Consider the following 18,670-nt stretch of genomic DNA (forward strand, 5'->3'; position numbering starts at 1 on the left):
GACTGCGCGAGGCCAACCTCCTGCGCGGCAAGTTGCACCACCGTGCTGACGACCAAAAATTGTTCAATTTGCGCGCTCGTCGTGAGCCACGTCTCGTCCATATTGACCACCATTTCTTGATGATCAACCCACCCTCATTGGAAGCCTGGAACCGCCCCTTCAGACGCACACCACGCTGGACAATGCCGGAGTAGTAACTTGTGAGACAATTATTGTGTGAAACTGACTGCTTTTCATCCACCCCCAAGGAGGTTTGACATGGCCCGCATCCTCTCCGATGTACGCACCGCCAAAGACCAGCGAGGTCAAGCTATGACCGAAAACCTTTGCGGGTTCGTCAATGGCGATATTGTGTCAAGTTGTGTCAGACATAACCCCTTCGCGCGGGGGAATCGAGGGCGCAGCATCGCGCGTGGCAATCTGCGCGTGCCACCCTTTGGTGTCGTAGGCGCCATCGTCGCCGACGATGTCAATCGGTGTTTCGGACGAAATTTGCTTGAGCAAATCGGTCAGAGCCTCACCGTCACCCATCTCCTGATGAGTCATCAGCGCCGCGCAAATCTGGCCGGTCCTTGTGCCCATCGCCAGATGGACCTTTCGCCAGGTGCAGCGCTTGGACCAACCGTGCGTGTGCACCACCCATTCACCCTCGCCCTAGAGCTTGATGAGACCAGTGCTGTCGATGGCCAAGTGCAGTGGCTCACCCATGCGCAGCGCGGGCAAGACGACTTGCAGGCTTTGAGCGAATCCCTGCAGCGCACGCAGCGGCAGATCAAACACCTGCTTGAGACTGAGCAAGCCTTGGATAACGGCGTCCGGGTAGACGATCGGGCGTCCACACTTGGCGACATCCGCAGCGGGTGCGAGCGTCAGAGGGCTCTCGTCGATCCATACCGCGATATCTCCTCTGGCAATCAGCCCTGCGTTGTATTGCGCCCAATTCCTGACACGGTAGGTCGCCTCAGGTTCGGCTCGTTGGCTGGTGTCTCTGCGCATGTTCCCTGGCAAAAGGTCAGGAATGTACCCGGTCCGTGTCGCAGTTGGCACAACCGCCCGCCGCCGCTGCGCGTAAACGTCCACGCGCCATGCGGTCCAGGATTTATGCAATACGCTATCAGGAGGAAAACATCGCAATTCTTACTAAAAATAGCAGATACCGATGGTCATCCTGCATAGGTTTTTAGAGTTTCCAGAATGGCGTACACCGCATAAGAATCAACATGGAAAATTGGCAAAAAGATCTGATTGATATGGTGTTTGACGACGAGCTGTGTGAGCGCGAAGTCTTCAGTCGCATTGAAGATGCCGCAATTGCGCTTGGATTCGAGCATGTGGCCTACGGTTTCCAATCACCAATACCGTTGAGCAGACCAAGGGTCATTCTGTTGAACAACTACCCTGGGTCATGGCAAGAGCGCTATGCCCAAGCTGGATATCTGCAAATTGATCCAACCGTCGCCCATGGGCGTCGATCCCACGCGCCGATCATCTGGACAGATCAGGTTTTTGCAGGTGCGCAGAATCTTTGGGATGAGGCCAGGGCGCATGGACTGAAGGTAGGCTGGGCACAGTCCAGTTTGGATGGTCTGGGTGCCTGTGGAATGATCACGCTGTCAAGATCTGGCCAGCCCTTGACCACCCAAGAGCTCGATGCCAAACAACTAAATATGCGATGGTTCGTTCAGGTGGCTCACATAGCGTTTTCGCGGTTGCTTCGGTGCAATTCAGCCATAGGATCGCAAGCCCTTTCAAAGAGAGAGTTGGAAGTATTGAAGTGGTCAGCCGATGGGAAGTCTGCGCAGGATATTGCGGATATTCTGAGTGTGTCGAAAAACACAGTGGATTTTCACATTAAGAACTCCATAACTAAACTGCAAGTGACTAACAAAACGGCGGCAGTGGTGCACGCGGCATTACTTGGTTTTCTCAACTGATTTCGTTATATAAAATTTCACCCCCCCCTCATAAATTATTCCACTCTTTTGGCATCAGCCATGACGTTGTTGCATAAATCGCCCTTCGAAGATGCACCTCTCCAAGAACACCAATCCAGGTAATGCGGACGGACCAGAATGGCCATGCGATTGAGCACGCCCGAGCGGATGGCGCTCCCTGCGTCAGATGGACCTTGCGCCAGGTGCGAGCTCCTCATCGTTTCGTGTGGAACATAACAACCTCATGTGTGACCCCAACGAGCGTGAAGGGGCTGGCAGGCAGATGCTTGAGTTTGGACATGCGCAGGTAGGCGATGGTGATGAAGTTGTCGCTCGTGCGGAACCCACGGGCTGCGCGCTTGGCCTGCTGCAAGAGTCCGTTCATGGCCTCCACGTAGGCGTTGCTGCGATGCCCCAGCATGCCGCGCACCACTGCAGCAAAGCGCTCCTTGAGGCTTCTGGCCAGTTTCTTGAACGGTTCCAGCCGGCATCTGAACGCCCAGCTCAACCAAGCCTGCAGTTCGACACTCGCCTGCTGTACGCTGTTGTGCACCTTTGCCCTCGCATACACCGCGCGCAACGCCATCTTCAACCGCCACGCCCGCGCGCTCTTGAGCACGGAACGCTGCAACCATTGCGTCGGTTTGCTTTGCGCTCCAGCTTTCGGGGTTGCGCCGCATCCCCCACATCAGTTGCTTGAGCGTCTTGTGCTCATCGTTGCCCTCTGCCGCCTCAAGGAGGCTATTGTGCATGTTGGTTTCCACACGAACGACGAGGAGCCATGCAACAACGCCAAATCCACATCGCGGACTGACCTACTATTTTTAGTAGGTGACATCACGCCAAATCTTGAACACAATTGATTCTACTTAGAAAAGGAGTGAACGAATGCTCTTTGTTTCTGGCAGACGCGACGAATTGCACCCCCGCCATATGGAAGACGCTGGGCGTTACAGGCACAAAGTGTTTATCGATCACTTAGGCTGGCCGCTGCATTCCTCCAACGGGATTGAATTGGATGAGTTTGATGGCGGGGAAGCTATCTACATTTCTTCGTATGACGAAAACAACCAAGTCAATGGCGTAGCACGGCTATTGCCAACAACTGTCCCGTACTTGTTGGAAAAGGTATTTCCAACACTATGGGAAAGTGCTGAATTTCCACATGACGTGAAAATCTGGGAGCTTTCGCGATTCGCTGCGGTGGATTTTATTTCCGGCACGTCATTTTCCCATCAAGCATCAGCTAAGCATGCTTCGAATTTTTTTCGTCGAGTGGTCGGGGTGGCTAAAAAATTCGGAATGTGCTCGCTAATTACCGTATCTCCCATTGGCATGGAACGATTGCTTCGTCTGAACGAATTTGATTCCACACGTACGGGAAATCCTGCCGTACATGGAGGTAAATTAATCGTTTCTCTGTTAATTCATTGCTAATCGAATTACCATTAATGCACAAATTGATTTTTAATATGAATATTCTCAAGAATATCAACTCATGTAACACACATAGACTGCTGACAAGTCAAAACGGCCATGTGATTGAGAACACCCGCACGGATGGTAACTTCGGTTGCCTGCGAATCAATTCTTACCGAGCCGAAAAAGCTACATGCGATTGATATTGATCGTATGGACCTGTTTGCCGGTGAAATACCTGAATTTGATGAAGTTGCTGTCGCTGTCAAATTTGCTCGCCAGCGGATTGACCAAAAGAACCGTCCGCTTGTTTGGTCACTGATCGCCCAAGTCAATGTCTTTGAACTCTTCCGTCGCCCAACTCATCAAGGTCTCCGTACTCTCCTTGCAAAGTCAGCATATTGCGGGGGAAAGCTTGAGTTGTATGTAATGGCATGGCATGCAGTATGTAATGGCATTAAAGCCTACAACACAGGAGTAAAAACCAATGATTGATGCTAGTGAAGAACGGAGAGAGTTTAACGGGTGGCGATCGGGGCTATTCAAGCGGCTCCTCGACGCGAGTGCCATGTTCGCCCGCCTCGACTCGGACCTGCGCTCGAATGTCCTGCCCGACCGATCGCCACTTCAGCTTGAAGACCTTGCGAGCCAACTCGAGTCCGATCTCCGGAATGGAGATCTGGACAAGGCCGTGCAGGGACTTATCGACGGGTCGGTGCACTACAGCCACTCAGGCTACCTGAATCAGCAACTGAACTTCCCGGTCCCCGGGGCGGCGGTGGGGGCCCTGTGGGCAGCGATTCTGAATCAAGGTCAAGCGGTATTCGAGATGGCGCCGCTGACCAGCGTGATCGAGCGCCGAATGCTCGACTGGGCGCGCGACAAACTCCGACTGAGCAGGCACTCATTCGGGCTGAGCACGGGAGGTGGCAGCCTTGCCAACTTAAGCGCGCTCCTGGCGGGCCGAAACAAGCTCGACGACTGGTCCACATGGGACACCGGCACCGGTCATCCGATTCGCGTCTTGGTCAGCGAACACACGCACTATTCCATCTCCCGTGCCGCATCGATCGTGGGAATCGGCGCCCGGAACGTGGTGTCGATCGAGACCGATGAACGGGGACGGATCAATCAGGACGCACTAGCTTCGGCCCTCGTCCCGGGAACTCCAACGATCGTTTGCCTGACATTCGGCACAACGACCACCGGTGCTTTCGATGATCTCGGCGAGTTCCTTGCAAGGCACGACAAGTCGAGTCGCTCAGCTTGGTGGATCCACGTTGATGCGGCACATGGAGGCTCCTTTTACCGCCTGCCAGAACTCCAAAGGCAGTTCGACGCGCTCTCCCAAGTCGACAGTGTCTGCTGGGACTTTCACAAGATCTTCTTTCAGAGCGTACCGCTGAGCTTCCTGTTCTTCAAGGACAGTCCTGCGGCCAGCTTCCTGACAGGTCATAACTCGCCCTACCTGAGTCAGCAGATGGTTGGCCGGTACCCCGACATGCACAACTGGACACTGGAGTGCTCCCGCACCGCAAACGCAATGAAGCTGTGGGTCTCGCTGCATACCGAAGGGGAGGAGAGACTCGCTGGCGACGTCAAGCACTTGGCAAGGCGGACCCGTGATCTCCACGATCTCTTACTAAGCATTTCGGCCCTGGATGTTTATTGTCTGCCGGAAACGAACATCATCTGTGTGCGGCTTAGAGCCAACTCCGAGCCAGCGTCCAACGAGGCGACCAAGCGACTCGTTGAGTTCCTCAACGGTCGCGGCATCTGGTCGGTCGGACAGGTCCGCATGCGAGACCGGCTGTATCTCAAGCTCTGTCTCATGAACCCACGAATCACCTCGGATGGCATTCAGCGTCTGGCCACCGAAATCCGTCGATTCGCTGCTGAATCCGCTGCTCGAGAACTCGCAACCGACGGCGGTCGCATCGGCACTGGTCAAGGAATCTACTCAAGGGGCTACGCAAAATGAATCGTGTCGTTGTCACAGGCTATGGAGCGGTCACTGCACTGGGCGAGACGGCCGACGACTCTTGGAACTCCATTCTGAACAAGAGTTTCGGATATCGAATGGTGGACGACCCAGGGCCGAACATCCGCGCACGCTGCTTTGCCTTTCTGCCCGACAGACGTGGGCGCTACACGTGGATTCCGAAGGCGATTCTGCGCTGCCTCTCGCCATTCGCGCGAAACGCCGTCGTTGCCGCTCGCGAATCGCTGGCACACGCCTTCGGTGATCCCGCCGCGATGGCCGAGCACTACGCGCCGCACGAGCGGGCAATCATCATAGGAACGGGATGGGGCGGTGTTGACGCATCGAACAGCATCCACGCGGACTACCGCGATACAGGCCTCGGTGACGCGTTCGGCAGCCTGACCACGATGCCAAGCGTGGCTACGGGAGCCTGCTCGATCCTTTGGCAAATGCGCGGCTACCAGAACACGGTCAATGCGGCGTGCGCCACGGGCACCATCGCAATCGGCGATGCGTTCGAGCTCATTCGATCGGGCCGCGCGCGCGTGGCACTGGCCGGCGGCTCCGAGAGTCTGAAGGATTCCACCAACGTCTGGAACATCGACGTACTTAGCGCTCTTAGCAAGGAGACGTCCGACGTGCACCGCGCGTGCTGCCCGTTCGACCGTCGACGCTCCGGCTTCGTTCTCGCTGAAGGCGCCGCCGTGCTGTGTCTCGAAGAGCTTGAAAGCGCGGTGCGCCGCGGCGCGAAGATCCTCGGCGAGGTCACAGGCTACGGGAACTTCTCGGACGCGTCCGACTTCACGGCGCCGTCCGAGGACATGGCTGCACGGATTCTCTCCATCGAGACTGCCCTGAAGCAGGCTGGCCGCAGGGCCCGCGACATTCAGTACATCAACGCGCACGGGACCTCCACACCCCTGAACGACCTCAATGAGACGAACGCCATTAAGGCCGCGCTTGGCACGGCGGCCTTTGGAATACCGATTTCCAGCACGAAGTCCTATAGCGGACACCTTATCTCGGCTGCAGGCAGTTTCGAGACCATCGTTTGCCTGAAGGCGATTGAGAGCGGAATCATCCCGGCAACGGCCAATCTGCACGAGCCGGATCAGAACTGCGATCTGGACTATGTGCCGAACGAACACCGACACGCGCAGAGCCTGAGCGTTGCGCTGAACCTGAGCTTCGGGTTTGGGGGCGCAAACGCCGCGCTCGTGGTGGAGCGACTGCGATGACCCAGCAGGTCCAGTTCAATGCACGCGACATCCAGACTTGGGCGGGTCTTGTCGGAGACTACAACCCGATTCATTTCGATGGAAATCTGGCGCGCGAGCGAGGGCTCGATGGCGTGGTGGTCCACGGGATGCTGTCCCTTCTTCGCCTCAAACACGCGATCAGTCTGGCGATGGATCCACCAGACGCTGAGCACGCATGGGTAAATGTGAAAGCGCGCTTCCGCAACCCTGTGTTGAGGTCGGTCGAGCACCAGATCGAAGTCCGACCGGCCGGCCCGAGAGGTCGCTTCAGACTCACTCGGAAGATCGATGGCATGTCCGCCATGGACGGAACTTTGCATTGGACCGCCGACGGGCCGGAGCCAGGACATCCGTGGAAAACGTTCCCGGTACCCCAAGCTGAGTTCGAAGGAGTGTTGAATCGGTACCGGGAAGGCTTCCCAGGCATGGACGGAGCTTGGCTGGTACTCGACTGCCTTCTCTTCGAGATCCTGTTGCAGAACGAGATTCCCTTCAAACTAAGCAAGGAACTCGGGCTGGCGGGAGATTGTGAAAGTCAGGCCGAATTGATGCATACCACGCTCACGGTCCAGAGTTCGCATTTCCTGCATGTGCGAACTGATCTTGTCGGGAGGAACTTGAACGAACTCTATCAACTTCTGCCACTGCAGTGCACGGTACTTACCCCCACCGTAAACGCTCCTGACGCAAGCCACGGATTTGTTGCCTCGTGCCAGATGCAACTCCATTCGCGGCAATCCCTACTCATTCAGTCGGAAGTAGGCCTCGTTGTTCGACCTCTACCCACCACTTCGAAAGGAAATTAGCATGAGCCTAGACACCAAAATCTTCCATGTTCTGCGAGAACTCATCGTTGACATGAAGGATGCCGACGTTGATGCAATCAACGTTCGAGCAACTGGTACTGGACAGCCTCGACTTCGTCGAGCTGCAGGTTGCCGTGAAGAAGACCTACAAGGTTGACTTGTTGCCCGACATGTTCGTGTCGGGGACGATCTCGAGCATGGAGCAGCTCGTGGGATTCATCTCCTCCAAGATGAGTACCGTCCAAGCTTGACTTTCAAATCTGTTTACTACGAGGAAATCATGCAGAAATCACCTGAGGTTACCGAAAACCCAATCCGACTGAGCGAAGAGGATCGCGCGAAAGTTGGCGTCCTGATCCGGGCTTCCCACCGATCGCCCATGAGCCTGGAGGATGTGCTGCCCTGGAATGACGGCATCGACAAGTCGAAGCTGCCTAAGCGCGAGGACGGTGGCTGGATTTATGGAACGGAGCAATGGAGGGGTCTGACCGGCGATCAGCAACGCGAACTGCTCTGGAAGGAGCTGGCCCGAGACATCTCCATGTTCATCTGGCTGGAACAGACGCTCCCGCCTCTGTATGTGGGCTACGTCAACAAGTACCCCTTCTCGCTTCATCCGGAGGTATACGAGTATTTGATGATCTTCTCGCGGGAGGAGATCACACACACCCTGATGTTCCGTCGGTACATGAAGATGGCAGGTCTTCCACTCTTCTCTCCCCCGAAGGGATTCTATGCACAGTTCACGCAGCAGCTCCCAACCCTTCACCCGGTCTTCGGGATTCTGTCGACGTTGATGATTGAGTGGGGCACCGAGCTCAGCGTGATGTACCTCACCCAGCGCGACGAGGTGGATCCGCTGACGCGCAAGATGATCCATGCCCACCACATGGAGGAGGCGCGTCACATCGCGTTCGGCAAGCGGGTCATCGAGAGCTTCTTTGCATCAACACCGGCTGAGGCGTTGGCACCGATCCGTGATCAGTTCGCGCAGATCTATCGCAGCTACAAGGACGAGTTCACCTTTAATCGAGACATCGGGCTGCACACCTCCTTCCCCTTTCCGATCGACGTCGCGGACGATGCAGCGGTGGCGCAGGTGCGAACCTCGGAAAACAACCGGCGGCTGAACTCGGAGCGGCTGGGAGAGCTTGATCGCTGGCTTGCGCAATTGGGGATCCAGTGACCTCTGTCAAATGGGACGCCGTGTACGTCGGCAGTGGCATCACGGCGTTGACGCACGCTGCGCTGATCGTGGATCGGAATCCGGCCTTGCGCGTCTTGATCCTGGAGCAGCACGACGTTCCTGGTGGCTACGCGACGGAGTTCTGCAGGCCGAAGCTGGGCGCGCGATTTGACTGCAGCCTCCACAAGCTTTCGGGCATGGGGCCGCAGGGCAACCTGCGCGCACTGTTTCGGGAGCTTGGCCTCGAGGACAAGATACGGCTGTTCTTCCCCCCGACGTTTTTCGAGGTAGTCAGCACGGTTCGCCTGTCATTGCCCGAAGACGCTCGCGCAACACAACTGTGCCTAACCCAGATGTTCCCGACTGAAGAGGTCGCCCTGGGTCGATTCTTTGCCGAAGTTGCGACCTACGGGCGCGACGGCTACATGCAGTTCGAAACGCTGCAGGGGAACTACGAGCCAGACTTCAAGCAGTTGCGTTGGGCGCACCGAAACCTAAAACCCCTGACCGTCGCGCAAGCGCTAAGGCAACGATTCGGCGACAGTAGGCTCATCGAGATCCTGTCGCTGCCCAGCATCTACGTCGGCTGTTACCCAGAGCAATGCGCCTACCTGTACTTCCTCCACGTGGTGTATGCCAGTCTCTTCATGCGCAGTGCGTATCTGGAGGGCGGCTCCCAGCATCTGAGCAATCTTCTCGTCAAGAAACTGCGCCTTGCAGGCTCCGATGTCCGCACCAACGTCGACGTGGAGCGCATCGAGGTGGACTCGGACGACGGCTCGCAGGCGACCGGCGTGGTCGCCTGCGGTCAGCTGATCCGCTGTAGTCACGTCTACGTGAATGCCAGCCCCGAACACGCGATGCGGGACCTGCTGCCGAACCTGGACGCACTACAAGACCTCCGACGTCGCGCCAGAGAGCAGATTCCGGCCAACTCCACCAGCACGATCTATCTACTGCTCGACACCCGCCCTGATCTGATCGGTTTGGGCAGCGCAGAGACGATGGTTCTTGCGGAGGCGCCTGAACAGGCAGAGCAATCCCGGGCCCTGGCGCGATCATCGCCGACAGACGCCGAGATCGCGGAGAACGCGTATTGGGTCAAGTCCTCTTTCGAGGTCACGAACTATGCGCTCCTCAGTGCCTCCGGCGGCAACGTCGTCATCGTGAATGTTCTGGATGACGTACGCCACTGGCCCGAGCGCAAGACTGCCGAATACCGAGCGAAGAAGCGGCGCCTTGTTCAGGTCGTCCTCTCCAGACTCTTTCGCGCGATTCCAGCCCTTGAGTCGCACGTCAAGTACCGCGAGGTATCGACGCCGAGAACCTGCGAGCGGTACACCCGCAACAAGGCAGGCTCCGGCTACGGCGCGCTTGTGTCGCCCTACGCCGCTGCCGGCGTGTCGGGTATCGCGTTCCCGGTTGGAAACGTCAGCTTTCTTAGCGCTTGGGTATCTGGATCCGGGTACGAGGCAACGATGGGCTTCGCGCGCCTGATGGCGCGGTCCGTTCAGCTTTCTCGCCACACGGTAACGGCCAATGAACGCGCCGTTCGGCCGACAAATGCAAATTGATCTAGGAAAAAAGCAAATGAAGTCAGACTCAGAACGATGGGTGTTGGTGACCGGTGGCAGTCGGGGAATCGGTCGGGGAATCGTCGAGGCCCTGGTCAACCAGTATCGCGTGGTGTTCACTTACCGACAGGAGTCGCAGCAGGCCGCGTCCTTGGTTCAGTCGCTGAGCGACAAGGGTGCGGCGGTCGAGGCCCATCGCTGCGATGGCGTCGATCCGTTGCAAGTTAACACGTTGGCGAAGGAGTGCTTGGCACGGCTGGGCGCGCCGTGGGGTCTGATCCAGAACGCGGGCGTGACGCAAGACGGCGCCTTCGTGAACATGACCGACCAAGTTTGGCGTCATGTACTCAGCACGAATCTCGATTCTTGCTTCTACACCGTGCGTGCGTTCCTCGAGCCCATGCTCGCGGAACGGCGTGGATCGGTGGTGATGATGTCATCGATCACTGCGATCCACGGAAACCCTGGTCAGGTCAACTACGCTGCCACCAAGGCGGCGATGCTCGGCATGACCCGCTCGCTGTCCCGGGAGGTCGCACGCTACCGAGTTCGGGTCAACGCCATCGCCCCTGGCCTGATCAACACCGAGATGGTAGCGGCCATGCCGGATGAACGGCGCCGCGCCATGGAGAAGTGTGTTCCCCTGCGGCGCCTGGGACGTGTGGATGAGGTCGGGGCTTTGGTGCGCTACCTGCTGTCAGACGCATCGGAGTACATGACGGGTCAGACGCTGGTGCTAGACGGAGGCCTGTCCGCATAGACCGGGCCGACAAATCGAACTTGGAGGGATACCTATGGCATACGTTGTAACCAGTGCTTGCATCAACTGCAAGCACTCGACATGCGTGGAGGCCTGTCCTACGGACAGCTTTCATGAAGGACCAAACATGCTGGTCATCCATCCCGAGGACTGTATCGATTGCGCGATTTGCGTTCCCGAGTGCCCCGAGAATGCGATCTTCGATGCCGCTGAGGTTCCAGAAAACGAGCAGGAGAGCATCGGGCGAAATGCGGAACTGGCCGACCGGTGGCCCAGCATTCTGAAACGCTCTCCGGCCATGAACGGGCACGAAGCCTGGCATAACGCAGGCCCACGTTGGAACCTTCTGGAGGACTACAAGGAGCGCATCAATGCTTAGACGAACTGCACCCCAGGTCAGCGATTTTTTGTCCTGGGGATTCCTTACAGTCTTGGCAACTAACAGCATCCTCATGATAGCGGGACCGTTGAATCTGCCATTTCGGCTGGTGCTGGCGTCGATTCAAGGTCTGTTGCTGGTCGGCGTGCTGGAGGCTGTGCATCAGGCAACTCACGAGAATCTTTTTCGGCAGCGATGGGCCAACAAGATAATCGGCACAATTCTTGCTTCAATTCTGCTGCTGCACTTCATTCACTTCCGGTTCTTCCACGCGTACCACCACGCGCACACGGCAACGGCTCAGGATCCTGAGCGAGTGCTCTATCGAGATTCGACCGGAAGTGCCGTGGGCTCATGGTTGCTGGCACCGTGGTCGTACCTGCAGTTCAGCTTGGCGGTCGGAAGGGATGACCACGTCAGCGCGCGTCAGACCACCGCACGTCGAACGAACACGGCGGTTCTGCTTGTCTTCGTGACCACGATAGTCGGGTTGACCGCGGTCTGGCCAGAAAAGGTCGTCTTGGCCTATTGGTTGCCCCTGGCTCTGTTCGCGTGGATCGACTATCCACTCAACCAAGCCGAGCACTACGGCATGACAGAAATCCCGGAGGGTGCTAGCCCGAAGAGCGTCACAAACGATCTGATCCTCCCATCGCTGTTCTGCTGGATGTTTCTCTTCAGAAACTACCACCGTGTCCATCATCTGGCGCCACGCACCCCCTGGCATGAAGCTCGGGAAGCCCTCCTCCAAGGTTCCGACCAGCAATTCAGGTTTGGCGAGTTTCTGGCCCAGTACTTCAGGAAGGGTCCCCGGCTCTGGGATGTCCGCTGATGACCACCGACCATACTGAGCATTTCCATTCAAAGAGGATATCAATGAAAACCGCATTGCGTGATTCACTGTGGCTCGGGGCTTTTGGCTCCGTACTTGTCACCAACAGCCTTCTACTGGTCCATGCTTCCTCGCCAAGCTGGTACGCATGGCTAGGCGTTCCGATTCAAGGACTGCTTTTCGCGGGGATGATGGAGGGCTTTCACCAAGCCGTTCACTTCAACCTTAATGACTGGAGGCCTGCCAACATGCTGCTGGGACGCCTGATAGGCGCTCACCTCGGGCTGGGATTCACCGCGTATCGCCGTTTTCACTTGGAGCATCACGCGCTCACAAACACGCCTGGCGACCCCGAGAAGGCTTTCTACGGGAAGGCGATCCCCGCTTGGATGATGTTCCTAGCTCCCTTTGTCGCGCTCATGCGAAATGCCAACGTGATCAACCGGGGAGAATATGTACCTGACGGAGAGCACCGCAACCATCGCAGGGAGCTCATCAGCCTGGTTGTCGCGCGGGTTCTGATGGTGGCGCTGACCGTTATCTACCCGTTGCAGATATTTTGGCTGTATTGGGCTCCGTATCTCGTCTTCTTCATCGTGGAGCTGATGATCTCCCAATCGCAGCACTACTTCTCCTCGGAGCGACCGGTTGCGCCGAAAGGCATTGAGCACTATGCAGAGGGCATGAACATCCGCTTGCCCGCTGTTCTTGGATTCTTCATTCTCTACACGAACCATCACGCCACTCACCATGTTAAGGCGTCTTTGAAGTGGTATGAGGTCCACGCGCAGAGCCGACGCGACGCTGCATTGGTCCGCGAGATCGGGTTGCTGCAGTTTGTTGGCGTCTGCCTGCGTGAGGGTGGAAAGAAGTGGCCGGTTTCAACAACTACGGCGGAGGCAGCATGAAAAATCTCTATAAAGCGTTTGCAGACGTCGCGGCCCGGTTCCCCGACTCGGTCGCGTACCAAGGACGATCGGGCTCCCGAACGTATGCGCAGATTGCCGCAGACGTGGAGGCTCGCGCTAGCGAACTGAGTGGTTGGCCGCTTGGGTTGCAGCAGCGAGTAGCCGTCAGTTCGGGCCCTGCCTATCCGGTCTTTGTTCTTGAGCTGGCGTGCTCAAGGCATTGCGCCACCATCGTCTTCCTGGAGAGCTTCATGGCACCGAACAGTGCCGAATGGGCCGACGCCGTTCAGAGCTCCTCAGCGCACTGGGCGGTGACGTGGTCCGAGAATTCCCCGGTCGTCGCACGGACATCGGAGCCCCTTCAGTCAGCCACTGTGGAGGACAGCATCCTGCTGCAGGCGCGCACGAGCGGTACGACGGGTCAATCGAAGGGCGTCTGCCTCTCCGAGCGGGCATTGCTTTGCGCCGTGCGAAACATTCAGGCCGTGTCGCGGTGCGAAGCCGACTGCCGGACGCTGATCATGTACGAACCTTTGGGTCTGCTGAGCCAACTGGCTGCCATCGCCACGCTTTTGGCGGGTGGTACGGTCGTAGACGGCATTCATCTGGCGGCCGCGCCGCACGACATCGTCGCATCAATAGAGCGCGAGCAGATCACTCACCTCATAATGGTTCCGCAACACATTGGTGCGGTGCTAAACGATCCCTACTTGGCTCAGCGAGACCTGTCATCGCTTCAGGCGGTCTTGTATGGTGCCGCACCGGTCACGAAGGCCCTGATGGATCGCGCTCGGCGGGCGGTCGCCTGTCGATGGATCCAATGCTATGGCTTGACTGAAACGACGGGTCCGGTCACCTGGCTCGACGATCACGAACAGGAACTGGCAGGGTTCTCTGTTGGGCGCGCGGCTCCGGGCGTTCAGGTCCGCATCTGCGACATCGACACCGGCGAGGCAGTGGCCACCGGCCAGCCAGGGGAGGTTCAAGTTGCCGGTGATCTCGTCATGAGCGGCTACTGGGACGAACGATCAAAGCGCCCGGTGAGCTCGGATCGTCTGGTCGATGGGTGGTTGCGCACTGGTGACCTTGGACGACTTGATGGGGAAGGGCGTCTCGCGCTGCTGGGCCGGGCGAACGACGACATCGTCTGTGCCCAAGGGTACACCCTCAAGCCCGCGGAAATTGAAGCGGCCATTCGATCTGTGTCTGGTGTTGTTGAGGTGACCGCGATCGGGGTTCCTGTTGGGGACATCGGCCTGATGCCGGTGGTGGTATGCCAAGTTCGCGATGACGCCCAGCCGACGCTCGTCTCCGAGATCAGGTCGAGGCTGCAGGAACAGCTCGATGCATCTCGCAGACCGACACACCTCGTCTTGAGGACGACGCCGCTGCCAAAGGGCGGCAATGGAAAAGTCCACCGTACCGCCCTGCGAGCGACTGTGGTGGCGGGCGAGCTAATTGCGCTCTGAGTCGAGGGCTTGATTGAAATGAATCAGACGATCCACACGCTGAACCCGTGGCTGTTGGCCGGCATGGTGTCGAGCATGATCGCTGGCCTTCTGCACCTGGGGTGCGTCGCCTTCGGCGCCTCTTGGTATCGGTTCCTGGGCGCCGGTGAGGACATGGCGCGGATGGTAGAGGCCGGGCGACTCCTGCCCCACGTTATCACGCTGGCGGTCGCGCTGATTCTCTTCGGGTGGGCGGCCTATGCGCTGGCCGCGGCGGGCCAGCCGTTGCCACTGCCTCGGATTCGCTGGGTCGTCTTGGCGATCACGGCAATCTACTTCTTGCGCGGCGGAGCGGGTTTCCTCATCGACGCACCCCAGTCCGGGCGCAGCCAGGCGTTTTGGTGGTGGAGTTCATCCATCTGTCTCGCCATCGGCGCCTTGCATGCCATCGGCTTGCGGCAAGTCTGGCACCTTCTATAAACACTCCAAACGCACTTTGCAGCAATGAACATCCACTCGTCCCCTCGATCAATCGCAAGCCCTGTGCGCAAGGATCTCGTGGTCCTGTATGCCGTGGCTCTCCTCGCCGGAACTGCGGTGGGGTTCTACAACCCGGTGATATCGCTCAGGATGAAGGAGGCCGGGTTCTCTGACACGGTGATCGGCGCCGCATCGAGCCTGTTCTTCCTGGGCATCATCATCGTTGCTCCAATTGCCGGCTACGTCGCGCGACGTTACAGCCTGCGGGCCGTGCTTGCCATCGGACTTGCGCTGGCCGGGGTTGGATCCACCTTGTTTCCCATGGCTCAATCGCTTGAGCACTGGATTCTGTTTCGCCTCGTCCTTTCCGCAGGAATCGGCTTCTACCTGATTGGAGGTCAGTCAACCGTCAATACGCTGGCGTCGGAGGAAAACCGAAGCCTGATTAGTGGCTTATATGCGCTTTCGATCGGGCTTGGAATGGGTATCGGCCCAATAGGGGGTGCAGCCTTGTCCTCGTTTGAACCCAAATGGGCATTCTATGCATGCGCTTTGGTGCTCTGGCTTGGAATTCCAGTGGTCATGCTCGGCCTGCCTTCGGATGCATCCAAAAAGCTTGTACCACTCCAACGCCGCCAAATTCAACATATGGGCGTGCCGCTACACGCGGTTTTCTCCTATGGGGTCGCGGAGTCGATCTTGATGAGCCTATTCCCGATCGTCATGATCGATCGTGGGCTCACAATCGCCGAAATGAGCCTTGCATTCAGTGCTTTCGTGTTTGGAGGTCTGATTTCGACCTTACCAATTACCCGCTTGGCCGACATGTACGGACAGGAACGGTCGCTGGCGGCGTGCGCTGCAGTCGGGGTCCTGGGAAGTTTGGTCATGACTTGGTCAGATTCAATCGCGGCAACCATGATCGCGTCCATCCTGACAGGGGGTGCATTGGGGCCTGTCTACGCACTGGCATTGGCAATTGTCGGAAGGCGTCTGCCCGCGGAACAACTGTCTGCCGGTAGCGCAATCTTCACGGTTGCATTCTGTATCGGCTCAATGATTGCCCCCTTCTTTGCCGCGCTCATCATCAGCGAGTGGGGTAGCAAACATCTCTTCACTCTCAGCAGCGTTCTTTTTGCGTCGCTACTGATCAGAATTCTGGTGCATCGAGTGGGTTGTAAGGCCGCGCTCCCCGATGGACCGGATGTGTCTCACCGCCTCCAAATAGACCAAGCTGCGAATAGAGGGAAAGTGGAAGGGCAAATGAATCCTTGAATCGGAATTGTCCATTCGCCTTAAAACTGCGATCATGAGCGATGGGACGTGCCCCAAGCTTGCCCAGGTTTCTAATGAATGCCATTAGAAATCACCAACGAAATCAACGATTTTCAAGTTTTGGAGTCGGCATGCCCCCAGGAACACCTTTTAATCTCAAGTTCTCTGAGCTCGTGAATTTTTCAATTTCTGCGATGAATGCGGCGCAGCCAAGCGCCCTTCGTCCTGCGGGCGCACAAAGGATGATGCAGATGTTCTGGATGCGCGAAGGCGAGGATGACTGCCTTGCCGATGCATTCCCCAAAACGGGTTGGCCTCGCACGTTCACGAGTCCGTCCCGTTTGTCTCCCCCGCAAATCCAGGAACCCCGGGATTGCGCACCGAGAAGAACCTCCTGCATGAAACTGTGCTATCGACGTCTTCTGACACTCTGCGCGCCCCTGGCACTCGCGGCCTGCGCCACGGCCACACCTCCGGCGCCGCCGGAGGCGGCAGTCCCCGCAGCCTGGCACGCGCCTCTGCCGCACCAGGGTTCGCTCCAGAACCTGTCCCGGTGGTGGACGCAGCTCGATGCCCCGCTGCTGGTGGAACTAATCGACGCCGCGCAGGCCGTCAGCCCGGGCGTGGCGCAGGCGCGCTCGCGCATCGCGCAGGCCCGCACCGTGCAAGTGAGCGGCCGCGCCGCGCTGGGTCCGTCGTTCGACGCGCAGGCGCGCGCCGGCCGCGGCTTCGATCTGAATCTGGGCCGCGTTGCCAGCAGCGCGCAGGCGGGGCTCCAAGCCAGCTGGGAACTGGATCTATTCGGCGCCAATGCCGCCGCAGAGACAGCGGCCGGGCAGCGGCTCGCCGGCGCGCAGGCGCTGTGGCACGAGGCGCGCGTGAGCGTGGCCGCTGAAGTGGCGCAGCAGACCAGCAGCCTGCGTAGCTGTCTGGAGCTACTCGATCTGGCCGGGCGCGACGCGCATTCGCGCGCCGAAACCGAGCGCCTGTCGGCACTGAGCGAGCGCGCCGGCTTCACGGCGCCCGCGATGGCTGCGCTGGCACGCGCCAGCGCAGCGCAGGCGCAGGCACGCGCGGCGCAGCAGCGCATGCAGTGCGACGTGGGGTTCAAGGTGCTGGTCGCGCTCACCGGCTGGCAGGAGCCTGCGCTGCGCGCACGCTTTGCCGACGCGCCCGGCGGCCCGGCGCCCGATGCGCTGTTCGCGCTCGCCACGCTGCCCGCGCAGGTGCTGGCGCAGCGGCCCGACGTGTACCAGGCCGAGCGCGAAGTGGCGGCGGCGAGCGCCGATCTGGACCAGGCGCAGGCGCAGCACTACCCGCGCCTGGCGCTCAGCGGATCCATAGGCGCGGCCTGGCAGCGCAGCGCGGGCGCGGCGGGTGGCCTGGACACCTGGAGCATCGGCCCGCTGACGCTGAGTCTGCCGCTGTTTGACGGCGGCAGGCGCGCCGCGCAGACCGACGAGGCGCGGACGCGCTACGACGAGGCGGTGGTGCTGTACCGCGCGCGCGTGCGCCAAGCGGTGAGCGAGGTCGAACAAGCGCTGGTGCAGCTGGCGAGCACCGCCGAGCGCAATACCAGCGCGCACACGGCCGCCGAAGGCTACCGCGCTTCGTTTGCCGCCACCGAGACCCGTTGGCGCGCAGGTCTCACGAGTCTGGTCGAGTTGGAGGAGGTCCGGCGCAACGCGATCGCCGCCGAAAACGCCTTGATCGCGCTGCGCCAGGAACGCCAGTTGGCCTGGGTGGCGCTGTACCGCGCAGCCGGCGGCGGATGGAACGCGCAGGACCAAACCATGGCGCAGCCAGCCGACACCCCGGCCAACGCCGCGCGCTGAACTACGACCGCAAGCCGCCCGAAGAACCGCAGAACCGCAGAACCCATGAAAGATACCCGACCCATGCCGAATTGCACATCAGATTCCCCGCCCAATGCCAAACCGGGCCCCAGGTTTTCGCGCAGCACCTGGGCATTGGCGGGGCTCAGTGGCGCCTGTGCGCTGGTCACGGGCGCGGTGCTGCTGTCCGGCGCGTCGCGCGCGGCCGATGAATCCAAGGCGCACACGCCCCGCCCGGCGCTCACGGTGAGCACGGCGCAGCCGCAGCGCAGCAGCGTTCCGCTGCGCCTGGCCGCCAACGGCAGCGTGGCCGCCTGGCAGGAAGCGAGCATCGGTGCCGAGAGCAACGGCCTGCGCCTGACCCGGGTGCTGGTGAACGTGGGCGACCGGGTCGCTGCCGGCCAGTTGCTCGCCACGTTTTCTGACGCCAGCGTGCAGGCCGACCTGGCCCAGGTGCGCGCCAACCTGCTCGAAGCCCAGGCGCAGGCCGCCGAGGCCGTTGCGAACGCCGAGCGCGCGCGCTCGCTGCAGGCCACGGGCGCGCTGAGCCAGCAGCAGATCGAGCAATTCACGACCGCCGGGCAGACCGCG

At 59.3% G+C, this 18,670-nt stretch carries 17 protein-coding genes and 3 pseudogenes; 18 read left to right on the top strand and 2 right to left on the bottom strand.

All coding sequences use genetic code 11. The features are described from left to right. Nucleotides 1-369: 369 nt before the first annotated feature. Nucleotides 370-996, bottom strand: a pseudogene (locus VTU_RS31340) (transposase); the annotation flags it as partial. A gap of 224 nt (nt 997-1,220) precedes the next feature. Here VTU_RS31340 and VTU_RS31345 point away from each other — a divergent pair. Next, on the top strand, nt 1,221-1,934 hold the full coding sequence (locus VTU_RS31345; protein WP_010103712.1) for an autoinducer binding domain-containing protein: 714 nt from the start codon (nt 1,221-1,223) through the stop codon (nt 1,932-1,934). A 214-nt stretch (nt 1,935-2,148) separates the two neighbouring features. Here VTU_RS31345 and VTU_RS26725 read toward each other — a convergent pair. Beyond that, a pseudogene (locus tag VTU_RS26725) lies at nt 2,149-2,707 on the bottom strand (transposase); the annotation flags it as partial. A 115-nt stretch (nt 2,708-2,822) separates the two neighbouring features. Here VTU_RS26725 and VTU_RS31350 point away from each other — a divergent pair. From VTU_RS31350 to VTU_RS0109880, 17 genes and pseudogenes are all read left to right on the top strand, one after another. Next, nucleotides 2,823-3,371, top strand: a complete 549-nt coding sequence (locus tag VTU_RS31350) for an acyl-homoserine-lactone synthase (RefSeq protein WP_010103714.1) — start codon at nt 2,823-2,825, stop codon at nt 3,369-3,371. A 105-nt stretch (nt 3,372-3,476) separates the two neighbouring features. Further along, the gene (locus VTU_RS32670) at nt 3,477-3,848 is read left to right on the top strand and encodes a hypothetical protein (protein ID WP_138927832.1); all 372 of its coding nucleotides are present in this window, start codon (nt 3,477-3,479) and stop codon (nt 3,846-3,848) included. Next, nucleotides 3,841-5,334, top strand: coding sequence for a pyridoxal phosphate-dependent decarboxylase family protein (locus VTU_RS0109810; RefSeq protein ID WP_010103716.1), 1,494 nt, complete (start codon nt 3,841-3,843; stop codon nt 5,332-5,334). Before VTU_RS32670 ends, VTU_RS0109810 begins: the two co-directional genes overlap by 8 nt. Beyond that, complete coding sequence (locus VTU_RS0109815) at nt 5,331-6,575, top strand: beta-ketoacyl-[acyl-carrier-protein] synthase family protein (RefSeq protein ID WP_010103717.1); 1,245 nt, start codon at nt 5,331-5,333, stop codon at nt 6,573-6,575. Before VTU_RS0109810 ends, VTU_RS0109815 begins: the two co-directional genes overlap by 4 nt. Next, nucleotides 6,572-7,402 (top strand): MaoC/PaaZ C-terminal domain-containing protein, encoded by an 831-nt coding sequence (locus VTU_RS0109820; protein ID WP_010103719.1) that lies wholly within the window; start codon nt 6,572-6,574, stop codon nt 7,400-7,402. The genes VTU_RS0109815 and VTU_RS0109820 overlap by 4 nt, the downstream gene beginning before the upstream one ends. A gap of 71 nt (nt 7,403-7,473) precedes the next feature. Then, a complete protein-coding gene (locus tag VTU_RS0109825) occupies nt 7,474-7,653 on the top strand; it encodes a phosphopantetheine-binding protein (RefSeq protein ID WP_169315382.1) in 180 nt (59 codons plus the stop codon). Then, nucleotides 7,650-8,588 carry a diiron oxygenase gene (locus tag VTU_RS0109830; RefSeq protein ID WP_236610696.1) on the top strand — a complete coding sequence of 313 codons (939 nt, stop codon included), beginning with the start codon at nt 7,650-7,652 and terminating at the stop codon, nt 8,586-8,588. The genes VTU_RS0109825 and VTU_RS0109830 overlap by 4 nt, the downstream gene beginning before the upstream one ends. 20 nt (nt 8,589-8,608) lie before the next feature. Next, a complete protein-coding gene (locus VTU_RS0109835; RefSeq protein WP_201766121.1) occupies nt 8,609-10,162 on the top strand; it encodes a phytoene desaturase family protein in 1,554 nt (517 codons plus the stop codon). Between the two features lie 16 nt (nt 10,163-10,178). Continuing rightward, nucleotides 10,179-10,922: a 3-oxoacyl-ACP reductase FabG gene (gene fabG / locus VTU_RS0109840; RefSeq protein WP_010103725.1), complete on the top strand. Its 744-nt coding sequence runs from the start codon at nt 10,179-10,181 to the stop codon at nt 10,920-10,922. A gap of 34 nt (nt 10,923-10,956) precedes the next feature. Beyond that, on the top strand, nt 10,957-11,301 hold the full coding sequence (locus VTU_RS0109845; protein WP_029554262.1) for a ferredoxin family protein: 345 nt from the start codon (nt 10,957-10,959) through the stop codon (nt 11,299-11,301). Continuing rightward, entirely contained in the window at nt 11,294-12,133 is an 840-nt protein-coding gene (locus VTU_RS0109850; RefSeq protein WP_081479770.1) for a fatty acid desaturase family protein, read from the top strand. Before VTU_RS0109845 ends, VTU_RS0109850 begins: the two co-directional genes overlap by 8 nt. 44 nt (nt 12,134-12,177) lie before the next feature. After that, complete coding sequence (locus tag VTU_RS0109855) at nt 12,178-13,041, top strand: fatty acid desaturase family protein (RefSeq protein WP_169315383.1); 864 nt, start codon at nt 12,178-12,180, stop codon at nt 13,039-13,041. Next, the gene (locus tag VTU_RS0109860) at nt 13,038-14,510 is read left to right on the top strand and encodes a class I adenylate-forming enzyme family protein (RefSeq protein ID WP_010103730.1); all 1,473 of its coding nucleotides are present in this window, start codon (nt 13,038-13,040) and stop codon (nt 14,508-14,510) included. Before VTU_RS0109855 ends, VTU_RS0109860 begins: the two co-directional genes overlap by 4 nt. An 18-nt stretch (nt 14,511-14,528) precedes the next feature. Then, on the top strand, nt 14,529-14,969 hold the full coding sequence (locus tag VTU_RS0109865) for a hypothetical protein (protein ID WP_010103731.1): 441 nt from the start codon (nt 14,529-14,531) through the stop codon (nt 14,967-14,969). A 63-nt stretch (nt 14,970-15,032) separates the two neighbouring features. Next, complete coding sequence (locus tag VTU_RS0109870) at nt 15,033-16,244, top strand: MFS transporter (protein WP_010103733.1); 1,212 nt, start codon at nt 15,033-15,035, stop codon at nt 16,242-16,244. 398 nt (nt 16,245-16,642) lie between these two features. Further along, complete coding sequence (locus VTU_RS0109875; RefSeq protein WP_010103735.1) at nt 16,643-18,079, top strand: efflux transporter outer membrane subunit; 1,437 nt, start codon at nt 16,643-16,645, stop codon at nt 18,077-18,079. A gap of 135 nt (nt 18,080-18,214) precedes the next feature. Continuing rightward, nucleotides 18,215-18,670: pseudogene (locus VTU_RS0109880) on the top strand (efflux RND transporter periplasmic adaptor subunit); the annotation flags it as partial.

The organism is Verminephrobacter aporrectodeae subsp. tuberculatae At4, assembly GCF_000193225.1.
GTDB lineage: Bacteria > Pseudomonadota > Gammaproteobacteria > Burkholderiales > Burkholderiaceae_C > Acidovorax > Acidovorax aporrectodeae.

What these genes read in the sequence shown, in the direction of transcription:
- VTU_RS31345 (WP_010103712.1), top strand. Translation starts at nt 1,221, where the DNA reads ATGGAAAATTGGCAAAAAGATCTGATTGATATGGTGTTTGACGACGAG.
- VTU_RS31350 (WP_010103714.1), top strand. Translation starts at nt 2,823, where the DNA reads ATGCTCTTTGTTTCTGGCAGACGCGACGAATTGCACCCCCGCCATATG.
- VTU_RS0109810 (WP_010103716.1), top strand. Translation starts at nt 3,841, where the DNA reads ATGATTGATGCTAGTGAAGAACGGAGAGAGTTTAACGGGTGGCGATCG.
- VTU_RS0109815 (WP_010103717.1), top strand. Translation starts at nt 5,331, where the DNA reads ATGAATCGTGTCGTTGTCACAGGCTATGGAGCGGTCACTGCACTGGGC.
- VTU_RS0109820 (WP_010103719.1), top strand. Translation starts at nt 6,572, where the DNA reads ATGACCCAGCAGGTCCAGTTCAATGCACGCGACATCCAGACTTGGGCG.
- VTU_RS0109825 (WP_169315382.1), top strand. Translation starts at nt 7,474, where the DNA reads ATGCAATCAACGTTCGAGCAACTGGTACTGGACAGCCTCGACTTCGTC.
- fabG (WP_010103725.1), top strand. Translation starts at nt 10,179, where the DNA reads ATGAAGTCAGACTCAGAACGATGGGTGTTGGTGACCGGTGGCAGTCGG.
- VTU_RS0109845 (WP_029554262.1), top strand. Translation starts at nt 10,957, where the DNA reads ATGGCATACGTTGTAACCAGTGCTTGCATCAACTGCAAGCACTCGACA.
- VTU_RS0109850 (WP_081479770.1), top strand. Translation starts at nt 11,294, where the DNA reads ATGCTTAGACGAACTGCACCCCAGGTCAGCGATTTTTTGTCCTGGGGA.
- VTU_RS0109855 (WP_169315383.1), top strand. Translation starts at nt 12,178, where the DNA reads ATGAAAACCGCATTGCGTGATTCACTGTGGCTCGGGGCTTTTGGCTCC.
- VTU_RS0109860 (WP_010103730.1), top strand. Translation starts at nt 13,038, where the DNA reads ATGAAAAATCTCTATAAAGCGTTTGCAGACGTCGCGGCCCGGTTCCCC.
- VTU_RS0109865 (WP_010103731.1), top strand. Translation starts at nt 14,529, where the DNA reads ATGAATCAGACGATCCACACGCTGAACCCGTGGCTGTTGGCCGGCATG.
- VTU_RS0109875 (WP_010103735.1), top strand. Translation starts at nt 16,643, where the DNA reads ATGAAACTGTGCTATCGACGTCTTCTGACACTCTGCGCGCCCCTGGCA.